This is a genomic window from uncultured Tessaracoccus sp., assembly GCF_947286155.1.
Lineage (GTDB): Bacteria > Actinomycetota > Actinomycetes > Propionibacteriales > Propionibacteriaceae > Arachnia.
The window spans coordinates 65,982-82,137 of record NZ_CAMYPD010000005.1; the positions used below are offsets into that span (position 1 = coordinate 65,982).

Annotated in this window: 13 protein-coding genes; 4 read left to right on the forward strand and 9 right to left on the reverse strand. The window is 67.2% G+C overall.

Features of this window, described 5'->3' with window-relative positions:
• Positions 1-254: 254 nt before the first annotated feature.
• The 3 genes from ileS to Q0X68_RS02455 all read left to right on the forward strand — a co-directional run bounded on the left by ileS (position 255) and on the right by Q0X68_RS02455 (position 4,029).
• Positions 255-3,383, forward strand: a complete 3,129-nt coding sequence (gene ileS, locus Q0X68_RS02445; RefSeq protein ID WP_297747045.1) for an isoleucine--tRNA ligase — start codon at positions 255-257, stop codon at positions 3,381-3,383.
• A 126-nt stretch (positions 3,384-3,509) separates the two neighbouring features.
• On the forward strand, positions 3,510-3,707 hold the full coding sequence (locus Q0X68_RS02450) for a hypothetical protein (RefSeq protein ID WP_297747047.1): 198 nt from the start codon (positions 3,510-3,512) through the stop codon (positions 3,705-3,707).
• Positions 3,691-4,029 carry a type II toxin-antitoxin system PemK/MazF family toxin gene (locus Q0X68_RS02455; protein ID WP_297747050.1) on the forward strand — a complete coding sequence of 113 codons (339 nt, stop codon included), beginning with the start codon at positions 3,691-3,693 and terminating at the stop codon, positions 4,027-4,029. Before Q0X68_RS02450 ends, Q0X68_RS02455 begins: the two co-directional genes overlap by 17 nt.
• Before the next feature lie 2 nt (positions 4,030-4,031).
• Here Q0X68_RS02455 and Q0X68_RS02460 read toward each other — a convergent pair whose 3' ends face one another.
• The 3 genes from Q0X68_RS02460 to Q0X68_RS02470 form a co-directional block, all read right to left on the reverse strand.
• The gene (locus tag Q0X68_RS02460; protein ID WP_297747053.1) at positions 4,032-5,027 is read right to left on the reverse strand and encodes a Gfo/Idh/MocA family protein; all 996 of its coding nucleotides are present in this window, start codon (positions 5,025-5,027) and stop codon (positions 4,032-4,034) included.
• 127 nt (positions 5,028-5,154) lie between these two features.
• A complete protein-coding gene (locus tag Q0X68_RS02465; RefSeq protein WP_297747056.1) occupies positions 5,155-6,231 on the reverse strand; it encodes a GNAT family N-acetyltransferase in 1,077 nt (358 codons plus the stop codon).
• 218 nt (positions 6,232-6,449) lie between these two features.
• Positions 6,450-7,523, reverse strand: a complete 1,074-nt coding sequence (locus Q0X68_RS02470) for a GNAT family N-acetyltransferase (protein ID WP_297747059.1) — start codon at positions 7,521-7,523, stop codon at positions 6,450-6,452.
• Positions 7,524-7,812: 289 nt separating this feature from the next.
• On the opposite strand from Q0X68_RS02470, the gene Q0X68_RS02475 reads away from it, so the two are divergent.
• Positions 7,813-9,084: an aspartate kinase gene (locus tag Q0X68_RS02475; RefSeq protein WP_297747062.1), complete on the forward strand. Its 1,272-nt coding sequence runs from the start codon at positions 7,813-7,815 to the stop codon at positions 9,082-9,084.
• A gap of 48 nt (positions 9,085-9,132) precedes the next feature.
• Here Q0X68_RS02475 and Q0X68_RS02480 read toward each other — a convergent pair whose 3' ends face one another.
• From Q0X68_RS02480 to Q0X68_RS02505, 6 genes are read right to left on the reverse strand one after another with little or no spacing between them, the layout of a single operon-like run.
• Positions 9,133-9,720, reverse strand: coding sequence for a TerD family protein (locus tag Q0X68_RS02480; protein WP_297747065.1), 588 nt, complete (start codon positions 9,718-9,720; stop codon positions 9,133-9,135).
• The gene (locus Q0X68_RS02485; protein ID WP_297747068.1) at positions 9,707-10,690 is read right to left on the reverse strand and encodes a hypothetical protein; all 984 of its coding nucleotides are present in this window, start codon (positions 10,688-10,690) and stop codon (positions 9,707-9,709) included. Before Q0X68_RS02485 ends, Q0X68_RS02480 begins: the two co-directional genes overlap by 14 nt.
• Positions 10,687-11,670, reverse strand: coding sequence for a hypothetical protein (locus Q0X68_RS02490; RefSeq protein WP_297747071.1), 984 nt, complete (start codon positions 11,668-11,670; stop codon positions 10,687-10,689). Before Q0X68_RS02490 ends, Q0X68_RS02485 begins: the two co-directional genes overlap by 4 nt.
• Positions 11,661-13,160: a hypothetical protein gene (locus Q0X68_RS02495; protein WP_297747111.1), complete on the reverse strand. Its 1,500-nt coding sequence runs from the start codon at positions 13,158-13,160 to the stop codon at positions 11,661-11,663. The genes Q0X68_RS02490 and Q0X68_RS02495 overlap by 10 nt, the downstream gene beginning before the upstream one ends.
• On the reverse strand, positions 13,160-15,379 hold the full coding sequence (locus Q0X68_RS02500; protein WP_297747074.1) for a hypothetical protein: 2,220 nt from the start codon (positions 15,377-15,379) through the stop codon (positions 13,160-13,162). Before Q0X68_RS02500 ends, Q0X68_RS02495 begins: the two co-directional genes overlap by 1 nt.
• Entirely contained in the window at positions 15,376-16,149 is a 774-nt protein-coding gene (locus Q0X68_RS02505) for a hypothetical protein (protein WP_297747077.1), read from the reverse strand. The genes Q0X68_RS02500 and Q0X68_RS02505 overlap by 4 nt, the downstream gene beginning before the upstream one ends.
• Between the last annotated feature and the right edge of the window lie 7 nt (positions 16,150-16,156).

Sequence of the window (16,156 nt, forward strand, 5' to 3'; positions counted from 1 at the left end):
GGCGCCGTGCAGCGGGCGCGGGGCACCGTCGCTTAGGGCTCGGTTGAGGAAAGCGCGCAAGTCGGCGCATAATGGGCGGGCACGCAAGGCAGTGATGGGGCCATCACCCCGGAGCCGCCGGAAGAACGGTCGCGAGACTCATTAGAACCGGCAGCGGCAGCGAACCAAGCGGGGCGCATCAGCGCCCAAGAAGGGTGGTACCGCGGGCAGATGCTCGTCCCTTCGTCGACGTGAGATGAGACGAAGGATCGAGCATGACCTACCGCGCAGTGGACACCCAGGTGGACTTCCCAGCGCTCGAGCACGAAGTGCTGCAGCTGTGGCAGGAACAGCACACGTTTGAGCAGTCCCTCGAACGCACCAAGGATGCCGAAACCTGGACCTTCTACGAAGGCCCCCCGACGGCGAACGGCAAGCCGGGCACGCACCATATCGAAGCGCGCGTGTTCAAAGACCTCTTCCCCCGCTACAAGACCATGCGCGGCTTCCGCGTCGACCGCAAGGCCGGCTGGGACTGCCACGGGCTGCCCGTCGAGCTCGCCGTCGAGAAGGAGCTGGGCTTCACCGGCAAGGAAGACATCGAGAAATACGGCATCGAGCCGTTCAACGCGAAGTGCCGCGAATCCGTGCTGCGCCACGTCGACGCGTTCACCGAACTCACCACCCGCATGGGCTACTGGGTAAACCTCGACGACGCCTACGTCACCATGTCGACCCCCTACGTCGACTCCGTCTGGTGGGCGCTCAAGCAGATCTTCGACAAGGGGCTGCTGGAGGAGGACTACCGCGTCGCCCCGTACTGCCCGCGCTGCGGCACCGCGCTGTCGGACCACGAGCTGGCGCAGGGCTACGAGGACGTCACCGACCAGTCGATCTACGTGCGCTTCCCCGTCGCGTCCGGCCCGCTCGCCGGCAAGGCCGACTTCCTCGTGTGGACGACGACCCCCTGGACGCTCGTGTCGAACACCGCCGTCGCGGTGCATCCGGAGGTCTCCTACGTCGTGGCGACGAAGGAGGGCGAGCGGCCCGTCGTCGTCGCGGATCCGCTGGTCGACGCAGCGCTCGGCGAGGGCTGGGAGCGCACGGGCGAGGCGTTCGTCGGTAAGGATATGGAGCGGTGGGGGTACACGCGGCCGTTCGACCTCGTCGAGTTCCCTGACAAGGCGCACTTCGTGGTGCTTGCCGACTACGTGACCACCGAAGACGGCACCGGCCTGGTGCACCAGGCGCCCGCGTTCGGCGCCGACGACATGGCGGTCTGCCGCGCCTACGGGCTGCCGTTCGTGAACCCCATCGACAACCACGGTCACTTCGAGGAGGGCGTGAAGCTCGTCGGGGGCACGTTCTTCAAGGACGCCGACGCCGCGCTCATCGACGACCTCAAGGCGCGCGGGCTCATGTTCCGCGTGCAGAGCTACGAGCACAGCTACCCGCACTGCTGGCGCTGCCACACGCCGCTCATCTACTACGCGATGCCGTCGTGGTACGTGCGCACCACCAAACTCAAGGAACGCCTGCTCGAAGAAAACGAGAAGACGAACTGGTACCCGGACAACGTCAAACACGGGCGGTTCGGCGACTGGCTCAACAACAACATCGACTGGGCGCTCTCGCGCAGCCGCTACTGGGGCACCCCGCTGCCGATCTGGCGCAACGTCGACGACAAGGACGACCTGATCTGCATCGGCTCGCTCGCCGAGCTCGGCGAGCTGGCAGGGCGCGACCTCTCCGAACTCGACCCACACCGACCCTTCATCGACGACGTCGAGATCACCCGCGACGGCAAGACGTACCGTCGCGTGCCCGAGGTGATCGACGCGTGGTTCGACTCCGGCTCGATGCCGTTCGCGCAGTGGGGCTACCCGCACGCGCCCGGGTCGAAGGAGAAACTCGAGGCGAACTACCCGGCCGACTTCATCTGCGAGGCGATCGACCAGACCCGCGGCTGGTTCTACTCGCTCATGGCAGTCGGCACGCTGGTGTTCGACGAGTCGAGCTACCGCAACGTCGTATGCCTGGGCCACATCCTCGCCGACGACGGCCGCAAGATGAGCAAGCACCTGGGCAACATCCTCGAGCCGATCCCGCTGATGGACAAGCACGGCGCCGACGCGGTGCGCTGGTTCATGGCCTGCTCCGGCTCGCCGTGGATGGCGCGTCGGGTGGGCGACGCCACGATTGGCGAGACCGTGCGCAAGGTGCTCATCACCTACTGGAACACGGTGAGCTTCCTCTCGCTGTATGCCCGCACCAACAGCTGGGAGCCGACGGGCGACGCGCCTGCCGTCGCGGAGCGGCACGTGTTGGACCGCTGGCTGCTGTCCGCCGCGCACGCGCTCATCCGCGACGTGACCGACGCGCTCGACGACTTCGACACCCAGCGCACCGGCACGCTGATCGCGAACTTCGTCGACCTGCTGTCGAACTGGTACGTCCGACGCTCGCGTCGCCGGTTCTGGGCGGGCGACCCGGACGCGATGTGGACCCTGCACGAGGTGCTCTCCATCGTGACCCGCCTCATGGCGCCGATCACGCCGTTCGTCACCGAGCGCGTGTGGCAAGACCTCTTCGTGGCGACGGATCCGGCCGGGCCTTCGTCGGTGCACCTGGCTGAGTGGCCCGAGGTGGACGAGGCGCTACTCGACGAGGGGCTCGAGGAAGCGATGGCGTTCACCCGTCGCGCCGTGGAGCTCGGGCGTGCCGCGCGTGCCGAGTCGAAGGTGAAGATCCGCCAGGCGCTGAAGCGGATGCTGGTGCCGTCGACGGTATTGGCGAAGCTCTCCCCCGAGCTGGTGGAAGAGATCAAGCAGGAGCTCAACGTGGCGGCGGTGGAGACGTTCGCGGAGGCCGGCGACATCGTCGACGTATTCGCGAAGGGCAACTTCCGCAACCTGGGCAAGCGCTTTGCACAGCGCACGCCGAAGGTGGCGGCGGCTATCGCGGAGGCTCGCGCCGCGGCGCTGGCCGAGCGTCTGAAGGCAGAGGGCAGCGCCACCGTCGTGGTGGACGGCGAGGAGGTGGAGATCACCCCCGACGACGTGCTCCTCACCGAGCGTCCGCGCGAGGGCTGGTCTGTGGTGAACGAGCAGGGCGAGACGGTAGCGCTCGACCTCGAGCTCACGCCCGAGCTCATCAAGGCCGGGCAGGTGCGCGAGGTGACCCGCGTCGTGCAGGAAGCCCGAAAGCGCGCTGGCTTGGAGGTGTCCGACCGCATCTCGCTCCTGCTCGCGGTGGAGCCCGACTTCGCTGAGGCCGTCGACGAGAACCTCGACCTCATCGCCGGTGAGGTGCTCGCGACGAGCATCCAGCGCGTCGAAGCCCTCGACGAGGTAACCCACAGCGACGACGATCTCGGCATCCGCGTGGTGGTTACCAAGGCCTAGCGCCCAGCGCTGCAAGATAGATCAAGTTCGTGGTTGGTCTACCCACCACGAACTTGATCTATCTTTGCCCTGTGGCGCGTCGGGTGTCGGTGTAGACTGATTGATCTACAACCGTGAGGCGGTGCCATGACTGAATCCACCACGATCCGCGTGAGCCGGGCGACGCATGCGCGCGTCACCAAGCTGGCTGCTGAGCGCAATGAGACCGTCGATCAGCTCGTCAGCGAAGCGCTCCGAGCCCTTCGCCAAGACGCCATGGCGGACGAACTTGCTGAAGAGCTGGCCCCACACGAGACGGCATGGTTGGATGCTGACGCCGGGTGACATCGTCGAGATCGACCTCGGAACTCCTATCGGGAGCGAAGCCGGGCTCATTCGCCCGGCAGTGGTGATCACCGCGGGGCGTGTGCTGCGTGGTGGGCCGAACGTCGTGCAGGTCGTTCCGCTCACACGCACACTCCGACGCAGCGCGGTGGAAGTCATCATCGATTCCGATCAAGGCAATGGACTCGCTGCACCTTCCGCCGCGCAGTGCCAACACGTGCGCTCAGTGGCGACGCTTCGAATTATGCGGCGAACGGGCAACGTCGGGCCTGTGTACCTGGCTGAGATCCGCGAAACCCTAGCGATTCTGCTCGACGCGTGACGTCAGCCGAGGTCAACCGTCGCTTCTTCGTAGGTGATGCCCGCCTGGGTGACGCATTCGTCGAGGATGCGCATGACTTCGAGGGAGTCGGCCAGCGGCATCGTCGGGCTCTCCGTCGCGCCCTGCTGCACGAGACGCGTGGCCTCCGCGAACTGGTGGGCGTAGCCGCGCCCGACCACCTTGGTTTCGATCACGCGCGGCAGGGTGCCGGAACGGTGCACCGAGATGGTCGTCGGGTGGAAGAAGGGCGGCTCCACCTCGATCCATCCCTTGGTGCCCGAGATGATGAACCGGCCGGGGCCGTGGGCGTCGATGGCGCTGGTGAGCGAGCTGAGCGCGTCGCCTTCGTGGCGCAGCGAAATGCTGGCCGCGGCGTCGACCCCATTCGGGCAGAGGCGAGTGAGGCAGCGTACGTCTTTGACGTTGCCGAGGAAAAACTGCGCGAGCGAGACGGGGTAGACCGCAAGGTCGAGGATGGAGCCTCCGCCCAGCTCCTTCGCGAAGAGGCGATCGGCGGGGTCGAACTCGTGGCAGATGCTGAAGTCGCCTTGCACGCCGACGACGTCGCCGATCCGCCCCCAGGCGACGACCTCCTTCGCCGCCTGCATAGCCGGCTGGAAGCGCGTCCACAGACCTTCCATGAGGAACACACCCCGGCTGCGCGCGGCCTGCACGAGTTCCTGAGCACCTGCATACGTCGCGGTCATAGCCTTCTCAACCAACACTGCCTTCCCACGCTCGATCGCGGCGAGCGCAATGTCCAAGTGCTGCGGGTGCGGCGTGGCGATGTAGACCACATCGATGTCTTCGTCGTCGAGCAAGCTGCGGTACGAACCGTACGCCTTCCGTAGGCCGAACTCCCGGGCCCACTCGTCGGCGCGCTGCTGCGTGCGCGAGGCCACCGCCGTGAGCTCGGCTCCCGCCACCTCGCGGAAGTCCTTCGCCACGGCCCGCGTGATGCGGCCGGTACCAATGATTCCCCAGCGAATCGTCTCCATGCACCCAGCCTAGTCGGGGCGCGCGCACGGCGGGCCAGGATGACCGTTATCCTCCACGTCTGCCGGAAATCGCGGAAATGCGGGGGCTGATCGGCAACTCGTGGAGGATAACGGTCAACTTGTTCGGCTAGCCCTCTGCCGAAAGCTGCTTCTCGAGAGCCGCCTCACGCAGGATCTCGCGGAACCCGAGCTCCTCGTTCACTCGCAGCATGTGGCGGTTCTCCTCGGCGTTCCACGTGATGATCGCGGTCGCCGTCGGCTCTGCCTCACGCACCTGGAGGATGTTCGCCGCCTTGACGGCCATGCCCAGACGGTGCCCCCGATGCTCGGACAGCACCACGGTGTCCCACTGATCGACGAAGGCATCGGCGTTGCTGCGGTCACGCAGCAGTTCGTTCAGTGCGACGAGCCGCCCCGTCGGTAGGTGTCGCACAGCAGCCCGGTAGAACCTGTTGCTGATCAGGTTTCGCTCGTCCCGTTCCCGTATTCGCTTGGCCGTCCACGTCGTAGGCGTCACGGTGAGCCCACCGCTCGGCACGTCGCGGCTCATGCGTTCAGTCAACTGGGCCAGATCAGGCAGCAGGGCATCGTCGGCCAAGCCGCTCCACGTGAACACCTCGTACTCGTCTCCAGCCGCAGACTGAGCCTGCGCGAGCGCATCGCGTGGGTCGAACAGCGGCGCTGCGAAGTCGTAGCGGCTGACGCGCTCCACTTGCCCTAGCTCGAAACCGTCGCTGAGCGCCATTCGAATCCCTGGATGGTCCGCATCGACTGCGCCCACGCCGTGGGCGGGGCTGAGCGTCGCACCACCAGCGGGCGGGGCCGCCGTGAGCCAACAAGTGAGACGGGAGAGCCCCAAGGAGTGGGCTTGGGCGTTGACGGCAGCGAGCAGCCCTTTCCCTGCACCCTGCCTACGATGTTCCGGCGCTACATAGACGGTGACGTCCCCGGCATCGGGCTCGTCGACGGTGTTGATGGCGAAATTGCCGTAGCCAATGGCGACGCCGTCGAGTTCAGCGAGCCAACAGTACCGTTGGATCTCGGTATTGGCGCGCGCAGATGCGAGGTTGGCTTCGACGTCGACATCCCACTGTGGCCCACCGATCAGCTCATGGTTGTACCTGGAGAACAACTGCATGCGAGCCTGATGATCGGGGTCGAGATGCGTGGCGGGAATGGGGTTGATGGAACGAATAGTGAGCATGAAAATTCCTTGGGTGAGAAGTTGTGGGGTCGCTGGCCTCGCCCGAGCAGGGCTCGAGGGCGGGGCGAAATGCTCACTTGCGCATGCGGCAATGGTGGCAGAGCGCCAACCCGCTGGTCAAGTCCTCGAAACGTGACCGTTATCCTCCACGCCTGCGGAAAATCGCGGAATCGCGGGGGTCATTGGCAACTCGAGGAGGATAACGGTCAACTTTCTGCCTAGCTCTTCACCGAAAGCCGCTTCTCGAACCCGCCTCGTCGCAAGATTTCACGGAACCCAAGCTGCTCGTTCACCCGCAACATGTGGCGATTCTCCTCAGCATTCCACGTGAGAATGCTGCACGTTGCTAGCTCCTCGGTGGGCAGCTGCACCAGGTTGGCGGCCTTGACCAGCAGCCCGAGACGTCGGCCGCGATGCGCGGGCAGCACGATGGTGTTCCACTGCTCCCACAACGCCACCGGGTTGTGCCGCGGCTGGGCGAGCTCGCTTACCCCAACGATCTCCCCCGTCGGGCGATGGCGAGCCACGGTGCAGTAATAGTTGAACTCGACGAGCACCTGCCGGTCGCGTTCCCGCACTCGCTCGGCTGTCCACGTCGTCTCCGTCGTGGTCATGTCACCGGACGGCGGGTCCACGCTCATCCGCTGGAGCAGCACCGCCATGCCCTCTTGTAGCTCGTCGGGGGTCTCCCCCGTCCAGGAGATGACCTCGTACTCGTCGCCAGCCGCCGCCTCGGCCTCACGCAGCGCGTCCCTCGGATCGACTAGCGGGCTCGCCGCGTCGTACCGGCTGATGCGCTCCACCTGGCCCAGCCTGAAGCCACCCCGAAGCGCCAACCGCACCCCCGGATGGTCGGCGGGCAGCTCCCCAACACCGTGACGCGGGCTTACCGTTTTCCCTTGTAGGACGGGGGTTGCGATCCAGCTTTCGAGACGATCCAGGCCGAGGGATGCAGCCTGCTCGCCCACGACGTCGAGCAGTGCCGCGCCAATCCCTCGGCCGCGGTGCTCGGGTGAGACGAAGACGAGCACGTCGCCCGCGTCGGGTGCATCGACGGTGTTGACGGTGAGATTCGCGAATCCGACGGCGTGGCCGTCGATCTCGGCAAGCCAGCGGTGGCGTTGGTGTTCGGTGTCGAGGCGTGCCGCGGCGAGTTCCGATTCGGGATCGCCGTCCCACTGTGGCCCGCCAATAATCTCATGGTTGTACGTGTCAAACAGGCGTGTCCTGGCCTGGTAGTCGGGGTCGAGATGCGTGGCGGGGATGGGGTTGACCAAACGAATAGTGAGCATGATGGTTCCTTGAGTGAGAGGGTTGTGGGGTCGCTGGCCTCGCCCGAGCGGGGCTCGTGGGCGGGGCGAAATGCTCACTTGCGCATGCGTTGATAGTGGCATGCCGCTGCGGGGGCGTCAACAAACTTGACCGTTATCCTCCACAAGAAGCAGATGACCCCTGCTGTTCCGCAATTTCTTGCACGCGTGGAGGATTTCGGTCATCCGGGGGATCTCCGACGATGAAACGCCCCCGCAACTTCCGTGCGAGGCCCACTAGGCTTGGGCTGGCCAAGAGGAAGGAGCCCGGATGGGACGCATCGTCCAGAAGTTCGGCGGCAGTTCGGTGGCCGACGCCGAATCCATCAAGCGCGTCGCTCGCCGCATCGCCCGCACCCGCGGGGAAGGCAACGAAGTGGTCGTGGTGATTTCCGCGATGGGCGACACCACCGACGACCTCATGGACCTCGCACTCCAGGTCTCCCCCAACCCACGCTCGCGCGAGCTCGACATGCTCATCACCACCGGCGAGCGGCAGTCCGCCGCGCTACTGGCGATGGCGCTGTGGGACATCGGCGTCGAGGCCACCAGCTACACCGGCTCGCAGGCCGGCGTGCTCACCACCCCGGTGCACGGCAACGCACGCATCATCGACGTCACCCCCGGCCGTATCGAGAAGGCCCTCGACGAGGGGAAGGTGGCCATCGTCGCCGGCTTCCAGGGCGTGTCGCAGACCACGAAGGACGTCACGACGCTCGGGCGCGGCGCGTCCGACACCACCGCCGTCGCACTCGCCGCGTCGCTGGATGCCGACCTCTGCGAGATCTACTCCGACGTCGACGGCATCTACACCGCCGACCCGCGCATTGTCCCGTCGGCGAGGCACATCAGCAAGATCGGCTATGAGGACATGATGGAGATGGCCGCGTCCGGCGCCAAGATCCTCCACCTGCGCTGCGTCGAGTACGCCCGCCGCGAGAATGTGCGCGTGCATGTGCGTTCATCGTTCACCGACAAGCCCGGCACCTGGGTGGTCCCCCAGGAAGAACTGGAAGGAACCGACATGGAAGAAGCCATCATCACCGGCATCGCGCACGACCGCGACGACGCCAAGATCACCGTCGTCGGCGTCCCTGACCGACCGGGCAATGCGGCCGCTATCTTCCAGGCCGTCGCGGATGCCGACATCAACATCGACATGGTGGTGCAGAACATCTCCGACTTGAGCGTCGAGCGCACCGACATCACCTTCACGCTGCCCTCCACCGAGGGCCGCAAGGGCGTCGACGCATTGGAGCGCATCAAGGAAGAGGTGGGCTTCGACCGCATCCGCTACGACGACCAAGTCGGCAAGGTGTCCGTCGTGGGCGTCGGCATGCGCTCTCACCCCGGCGTGACCGCCACCTTCTTCAAGGCCCTCGCGGCCGCCGAGGTCAACCTCCAGATGATCTCCACGTCGGAGATCCGCATCTCGGTGATCGTGAGCGCCGACGAGGTGAACAAGGCCGTGCAGGCCGCCCACACCGCGTTCGGGCTCGACGCCGAGGATGTCGCGACGGTCTACGCCGGAACCGGGCGCTAACCGACGCCACCCCGCACTGCCGCGCCCTCCAGCGCGGCAGCGTAGGGCTCAGCCTGGGCGGTAACCGTGGTCGCGCGCGAACGCGCTCGGCCCGCCCAGGTACGACGTGCCGAGCGCTTCGACGGCCCATCCCCCGTGGGCGCGCTCAATCTTCCACAGTTCCATGCACCGCTCGTGCGCGTACGCTGCCGCCGGCGGCGAGAACACGAACGGCGTGTGTGCTGTGGCGAGGTCCATCACCCGGGTTCTGACCGTGCCGGCGTCCCCCAGCGGCTGGCCGCGCATCACCGCGGTGAGCGCGATCTTCACCGCCACGATGCTCTCGTCAAGCCGGTCCAAGTCGACGAGCACTTGCGCCCTGTCGATGCCGGCCTCTTCACCGGGCATCTTCCACGTGACGAACGCTGAACGCTCCGGCGCCCAACGGTTGCGGCGATACACGAAACACTGCTGCGACGGGATCTGCCCGTAGTCGTCGACGAGCACGGCGCACATGTCGATGTCGAAGTCGATGTCGTCCCAGGTGGCACCGAACATGATGCGCCCCAGGGGCTGCCCATCAAACCCGACGCAGGGCTCGGCAGGCTGCCCACCCCGCAACACTTTCGGGCGGTTGCTCGGCTTATTGGCCTCCATAGAGCGACCTCCTCTTCTTCGCTATGGCCGCCTGCAGCACGTCGAGCACTCGGAACGGGATGATGCCGCCGCTGCCGACGGATTGCGCGTCGGGCTCTGAACCCAACGCGGACACGGCAAAGAGCCGGTACGGCAGGTCGGCCTGTGCCGCCGCCGAGATCACCATGCCGGCGCCGAGCTTGTCGAGCAGCCCGAGCAGCTCCTCGTGCAGCAGGGCGCCGTCGCGTTCCGCGTCGTGGCCGGACACCATCGACGGGTCGCGCTGCATCGCGGATCCGGGACGGTTGAAGATGGACTGCCACGGCGCCGCACGCAGCGTGCGCAGCCGCTGCAGCACGTCGAATTTCGACAGCACCACGGCGAGCACCTGCTCCGGCCCGCCCTGCACGCGCTGGGCGGCGCGCGCCTGCAGCACCTGGCGCAGCACCGTGATGTCGTTGCCGGAGTGGCTCGGCACGGTGACCACGCCGTCGAGCACCGCGGAGACGCCGGGCACCTTCAGCGGGTCGATGAGGGTAACGATGAAGTCGGAGAATCCGAGGTAGCGGAAGCGCTCATCCGACGGGCTCAGTCGCTCGAAGTCTTCGCCTGCGGCGTCCATCACGGACAGGCAGAACTCGATGCCGCCGTCGGTGAACTTCCACAGCATGGGCGACAGCGGCTCCTGCTCGGCGGGCGGCGTGGCGCCCAACAGGTTGCGCTGCTGCAGCAACGGCACGCGGTACTTTTCGTGGAAGCGCGCGTGCGTGTCACCGAGCGGGGTGAGGAATGAGCCCTTGTCAGCAAGGAAATACTCGAACTGATCCATCATCACACCGATCAGCACCGATTTCCCGACGGTGCGGGCACCCGTGATTGCCATCGACAGCTGGACGGCGTCGAACCAGGCGGCGGGCACGTCGAATCCGCACGTGCACCTGCCGGGTCCGTGCATCGGCTGGAAGCAGCGGGGGCACTGCTGGAGGTTCATGCCTGGCTCCTCGGAAACATCGCGTCAGCAAGCGCCGGACCGGCATCGCCCAGCCCCGTCAGCGAAGCCAGTGAAACTACGCGGTGGAACCCCTCGAACGCTTCCAGCTCCTCTTCCCAAAACTGGGTGGGGCGGTCTTCCGCCCGCGCGCCGAACTTCGATCTGCCCAACGCCACGACGATGCACTCCCGCTCCGCGACGGCGTCGCGCACCTCACGATAGTCGACGAACACCCCGTCGCAGATGATGAGCAGCGGAGCATCGTCGGGCAGCCCCGCGCACGCCGCTTCCACCGCTTCGCCCAGGTTCGGCCAGGGCGCGGGTGCGTGGTTCAGCGCCTCTTCCCACGCGATCTCGTCATGTTCAAGAGTTGCGGTGACGTCGCGGGGCGGTTGCGTGGCCACCCACCACGCCGAAGGCGCGCCGCCATAGGCCGTGGCGGCGGTACCGAGCACGAGTTCCACGAACTGGCGGTACGCATCCTCGTCGGCGGTGTGCTGCGTCATGGCCGACCCGTCCAACACGCAGGCCCACTTCGTCGCGCGTCCGGCGCGTTGCGAATGGTGCGCATGGAACGCCTGGTTGCCGCGCTGCATCCATGCCAGCTCCGTCGCGGCGGTCTGCCCGACGAGGTCGGCGATGCGCCCGTCAGCGATCTCCACCAGCGAGATCGCCGTGCGGCCTCCGGCATCGACGGGCGGGCGCACCACCTCGTCGCCCGACCCGGAGGCGGCCTTCACCGTCACACCGATGCGGGTGCCCTCGATGAACGCACGGCCCTCGGTGGGGCGGGCGATCACGATCAAGGATTGGCCGGGGAGCACCACCACCTGCGACGGCGTGGCGCGAAAGGCGGGTTCGACGGCGTTCCCGAGGGCGTCGACGAGGGCGAGCTCCACCCCGCGCTGCGTCGTGAGCTGCAGCTCGAGCGCACCGTCGGGGCACGCAACCGGGCCACCGGTGAGCTGGATCATTGCCATGGTGTTTCTCCCAACCACTGCTCGAGGGCCTCGTCGGGGCCATACCGTTCCTGACTGCGCCGGGCGACACGTCGCACGAGCTCCGGCGCGAGGTCTGGCTGCGTGCGCACAGCCTCGACGATGTGCTCCGGCCGAGGAGCCACCCACGACGCGACGGCCGCGACGGCCCACACGCGTCGACGATCCTCGGGCGACGCCTGCCCCGCTCGAGTGACCCACTCGCCCTCGACGCAGTCGAGCGAACCGAAGTGGCTCACCGCCCGCAGCGCTTCATCGATCAACTGGGGCTCGGGCGCATCGGCCCCCTGCGGCTCGGGTGCCGGCGCCATCACGCGCTCCGCAGCATTCGGCTCCTCCGGCTGCTTCGCCCCGCCCGCTTCGTCGTAGGGAGAACCCACCGACGGGCCCTCGACGCTGCCGTAAATATCGCTCTGCGTCGGGGCGTCGTCGGCGAGCTCTTCCCCGACGTTCGCCGCGAGGTTGCGCAGCTCCGGCCACGCCCGCACCCGCTCACCGACGCTGCCCACCAGCTCGCGAATGACGTCGTCCTGCCCGAGCAGCAACGCCCCGGGCCGGCTGAGCCACGCCACCTTCAACGCTTGCAGCGACGTGAAGGAGTCACCCTGCGCTTCCTTCCACAACCGGTCGACCAGCGCGTCGCGCTGCTCGAACACGCCCGCCGCAACGTCGTCGGGAGCCATCAGGAGATCTCCAACGATCTGCCCCCACGCTTCGTGCTCCGCGGGCTGGCCGGTGGCGTCGACGACGCCGTCGAGCATGCGCTCCGGCACTGCGGTGTCTGGGGCGACGACCGCGATGAACAGGCCCTTCGGAGCGAGCCTCGTCAGCGAGTCGCGATCTTCACCGATGTAGATGCTCCACTCGCGCCCCCAGGCGCTGTCGAGCATCCACAGCATCGCCGAGACCCAGTGCACGCCGGCCCGCACGTCGCTGGTTTTCACGATGAGCGGCTGCCTGGTGAGCAGTTTCGCAACCCCCGCCGAGACCACCCAGCGAGCAAGTTGCAACTGCTCGGGGTTGCTGCGCAGGAAGCCCGCGACGGTCGACCACCCGGAAGGCGGCGTCAACTGATCGGGCAGCGTAGCGTCGCGCACCTGTCTCGGCCCCCACGGCAGCACCCACCCGTCGGCGTCGAACCAGTCGGTGACCCTGAGCGACGCCGAGCGCTCCACCCACGCGCAGTGCGAGACGACGTTGCCGGGGCGTTTGGTGTGGTCAACGCCGGCCTCGGCGCTCATACACACCGCGAACCCGTCTCCGGAAGGCTCAGCCCTGAACCGACGAGGCCTCGTCGCCAGCTGATCCGCCGTCGGAAACTGCGGCATCGTCGTGGGCATCTGCACGCTGGCGAGCTTCTGCAGCTCGGCGACGCGCTCTGCGCTCATCCCTGGCGTCACGCGCAGTACGCCCCAGCCGCCTTGCGTGCGCCCGGCGATGTCGTCGCCGGAGCCGTAGAGGAGTTGCTCCATCACACCCACATCCTCAAGCTATGCACCGACGGATCAAGCACGGCCACCGTGCCTGTCTCATCGGCTGGACGGTTGATGAATAGCCGCACGTACATGCCTCTGCTGCCCAGCGGCATATCGCCGACGAACACCCGCTGCTCGGGCGCGAGCGAGACGTGCGCTTCCTTGAGCATGACGCCATCGCCGGGCTCCAGCGGCAGATGCTGGGAGTTGCCGACGAGCACGATTGGCGCGTCGTGCAGTTCGTCGTCGGCGGTGCAGTAGAGCCGGTAGGCCGACGGCTGCACTCCAGGAGGCGCGGGCTGCTGGTTAGCCAAGATGGGTTCGAACTCGTAGCGCAGTCGCGTGATGCCGGGGTAATCGATGGTGATGGGGCGCGAATAGACCGGGCGTCCTTCGAGATAGAGCACGCCGACGATGTGCAGCGAGCAGCCGTTGCTGGGCAGCACGCGGGTGATGCGCATGCCACCCACTTGGTCGTAGTCCTGCTTGGTGAGCTGCGCGATGGGTTCGTTCGTCGTCGGGTCGATGTCCATGCCGCGGGGCGATTGGAAGGCCTGCACGATCGAGACGCCGTCGGGCCAGGGGAAGGTGAGGATTTGGGCGTCGACGCGTTCAATCACCTGCGCCCACTCGGGTGGCCGCGGGGTGACCATGGTGACGGGGGCGCCGGCCCAGACGATGTCGTCGTTGATCCAGTGCACCGCGACGAAGTGCGTGCGCACCCAGGTGGTGTCCACGACGAACTGCTTGATCTGGTGCAGTCCGCCGAGGTCGTCGATGGGGTACGCGATGCGCCGCTCGATGCTGAGGCCGGCCTGTTCCAGCACCTCCGCGGTGCGTGCCTCGTTCTCCAGGCCCTGCTCGGGGCGCTCCTTCGTCGCGTACAGCACGACGCGCCCGTTCGCTGGGGGCTTCCAGGTGAGGTCGTACGCACCGGGTGAGGTCTGCGATTCGCGCACGTCGAGCCGGATCTGCTCGGGCGTCGGCGTGATCTCGACGCTAGCCACCACCGGCGACGAGATGCCGGAGCCACCTTCCGCGAGTTGAGCGACGCAGAACACCGCGTAGACCAGAGGTTCGCCCTGGGGCGCTTCGCGGTCGAGGAACCCGCCGCTCTGCACGGCCTCGGCTGGTAGCAGCCGCGACGGGTCGTAGGCGACGGGGACGCCCTCGGAGAAGCGCTGCACCTCGATCTTGCTGCCTGCCGGGGCGTTCCAGGATGCGGCCACCATCTTGTCGGGCGTAACGCTCAGCTCGAGGCCCGACGGTGGCCACACCACTTCGCTCTTGCCGATGAGGGTGGGCTGCGACTGGGTGGCCTCGAACTGCGTGCCTCCCTGGTAGGCCCACACCGCGAGGTAGGTCACCTGGCCGCGCGCGTGCAGCTGCACGCTGCCGGCGGTCGCCGACGTCACGCCGACGGGCGAACCCAGATCTGGGGAACCCACCGGCCACGAATCCCCCGACTGGACGACGCGGTACAGCGTCACCGGGGCCGGGTTCGGGCTAGGCGTCCACTCCAGCTGTACTTGCCCGTCCACGTCCAGGGCCGCCATATGCCCGACGGGGGTCTGGTTGCCCTTGCTCCAGTCGAAACCCGCGAACCGCACGTTGGGCACCCACTCGAATGGGCGCGTCGGGTCGGGCTGCGCTGGCTCCGGCTCGGGTTCGGGTTCAGGCTCAGGCTGCGGCTCGGGTGCAGGCGCTGGCGCAGCGACGGGCTCCGGCACGGAATCAGGCTCCGGCGTGGGAGCCTCGTCGACTGAGCTCTCGTCGACACCGCGACGGGGCTTCACCTCCTCGGCACCCAGCAGCTCCAGCACCTCGTCGCGGAACTGCCAGATGGCGGCACCGCCGTCGAGGAGCGCCGTCGTGTACTCCAGATCGCGCTTCGACCGGATCGAGGCGGACGCCACCCGCACCAGATCGGCGTCGTCGATACGTGCAACCGACGGTGACTCGTGCTGGTCACGCCACGCGCACAGGCGCTCGAATCGCTGTCGGTCGCTGCCCGGAGCACCAGGCGCATCGGCGACGGCCCCCACGAGCTCGTCGAAGTGGCCTAGCACCGCGTCTGGGGTCTCCCAGATCAGCACCTGCGCCACGTTGTGCGACGTGATGTCGAAGTGGGCGAGCACGTCGAGGTCGAGCGGCGAGATGCCGGCCCGTGATTCTTGGTTGTAGGCGCCCAGCTTGGCCCTGCGTGCAGAGGTCACCAGCCGGCCCCCGTGTTAGTCGGCCACTGCTGCTGCGGAGGCGCCCAACCCTGCTGCGCGGCGCCACCGGGTGCACCCGGATCAGGCATGGAGTACCCCTGCGGCGGCTGGGTGATACTCGACGGCGGCTCCGGCGCTGCCTCGACGCGCAGCCCGAGCGGCAGCAGCACGGTGCACACGTAGGCGACGATCAGCGCGATGAGAGCAATCCATCCGCCGGGGCCGACGTTGAGGTGCGCTGCTACCCTGTCCTGGGCGTCGCGCAGGTCGCTGTTGAACAGGCCCGCCTGCCCCCACAGGTGCACGAGCGCGGCGAGCATGCCCGCCGCGAGCGAGATGATGATGCCCATCACGATGGCGACGCTGAGGTCGCCGCCTCGACGGATACCCACCGCGCCGGCGATGAGCGCCAACGCTAGCGCCGCGATGATGATGGCGAGCACTATCGAATCACGTGGTGCGTAGCCGTCCACGCCGCCCAGGTAGTTCGGGTCGCCAACAACCCAGTTCGGGAAGATCGAGATGATCGCCATGAACGCAGCCACCACGTACATGCTGATGCAGTAGTGGCCGAGGCCCATCACTTTGCGCGTGCCGACGGGCCGACCGTCGATAAAGAACAATAGCCCTAGCCACGGCAGCAACAGGCAGGCGATCACGGCGAGCACCAGCGACTTACCCGAGCGCTTGGCGAGCACTAGGCCGTGCACGATCGCGGGGATGGCCATGGCCACCCAGACGATCAACCCGGCAGTCACGATGTCGTTCACGATGCCT

Bases quoted from the DNA above. Each gene is read 5' to 3' on its own strand.
- ileS (WP_297747045.1), top strand. From the start codon at position 255: ATGACCTACCGCGCAGTGGACACCCAGGTGGACTTCCCAGCGCTCGAG.
- Q0X68_RS02450 (WP_297747047.1), top strand. From the start codon at position 3,510: ATGACTGAATCCACCACGATCCGCGTGAGCCGGGCGACGCATGCGCGC.
- Q0X68_RS02455 (WP_297747050.1), top strand. From the start codon at position 3,691: ATGCTGACGCCGGGTGACATCGTCGAGATCGACCTCGGAACTCCTATC.
- Q0X68_RS02460 (WP_297747053.1), bottom strand. From the start codon at position 5,027: ATGGAGACGATTCGCTGGGGAATCATTGGTACCGGCCGCATCACGCGG.
- Q0X68_RS02465 (WP_297747056.1), bottom strand. From the start codon at position 6,231: ATGCTCACTATTCGTTCCATCAACCCCATTCCCGCCACGCATCTCGAC.
- Q0X68_RS02470 (WP_297747059.1), bottom strand. From the start codon at position 7,523: ATGCTCACTATTCGTTTGGTCAACCCCATCCCCGCCACGCATCTCGAC.
- Q0X68_RS02475 (WP_297747062.1), top strand. From the start codon at position 7,813: ATGGGACGCATCGTCCAGAAGTTCGGCGGCAGTTCGGTGGCCGACGCC.
- Q0X68_RS02480 (WP_297747065.1), bottom strand. From the start codon at position 9,720: ATGGAGGCCAATAAGCCGAGCAACCGCCCGAAAGTGTTGCGGGGTGGG.
- Q0X68_RS02485 (WP_297747068.1), bottom strand. From the start codon at position 10,690: ATGAACCTCCAGCAGTGCCCCCGCTGCTTCCAGCCGATGCACGGACCC.
- Q0X68_RS02490 (WP_297747071.1), bottom strand. From the start codon at position 11,670: ATGGCAATGATCCAGCTCACCGGTGGCCCGGTTGCGTGCCCCGACGGT.
- Q0X68_RS02495 (WP_297747111.1), bottom strand. From the start codon at position 13,160: ATGGAGCAACTCCTCTACGGCTCCGGCGACGACATCGCCGGGCGCACG.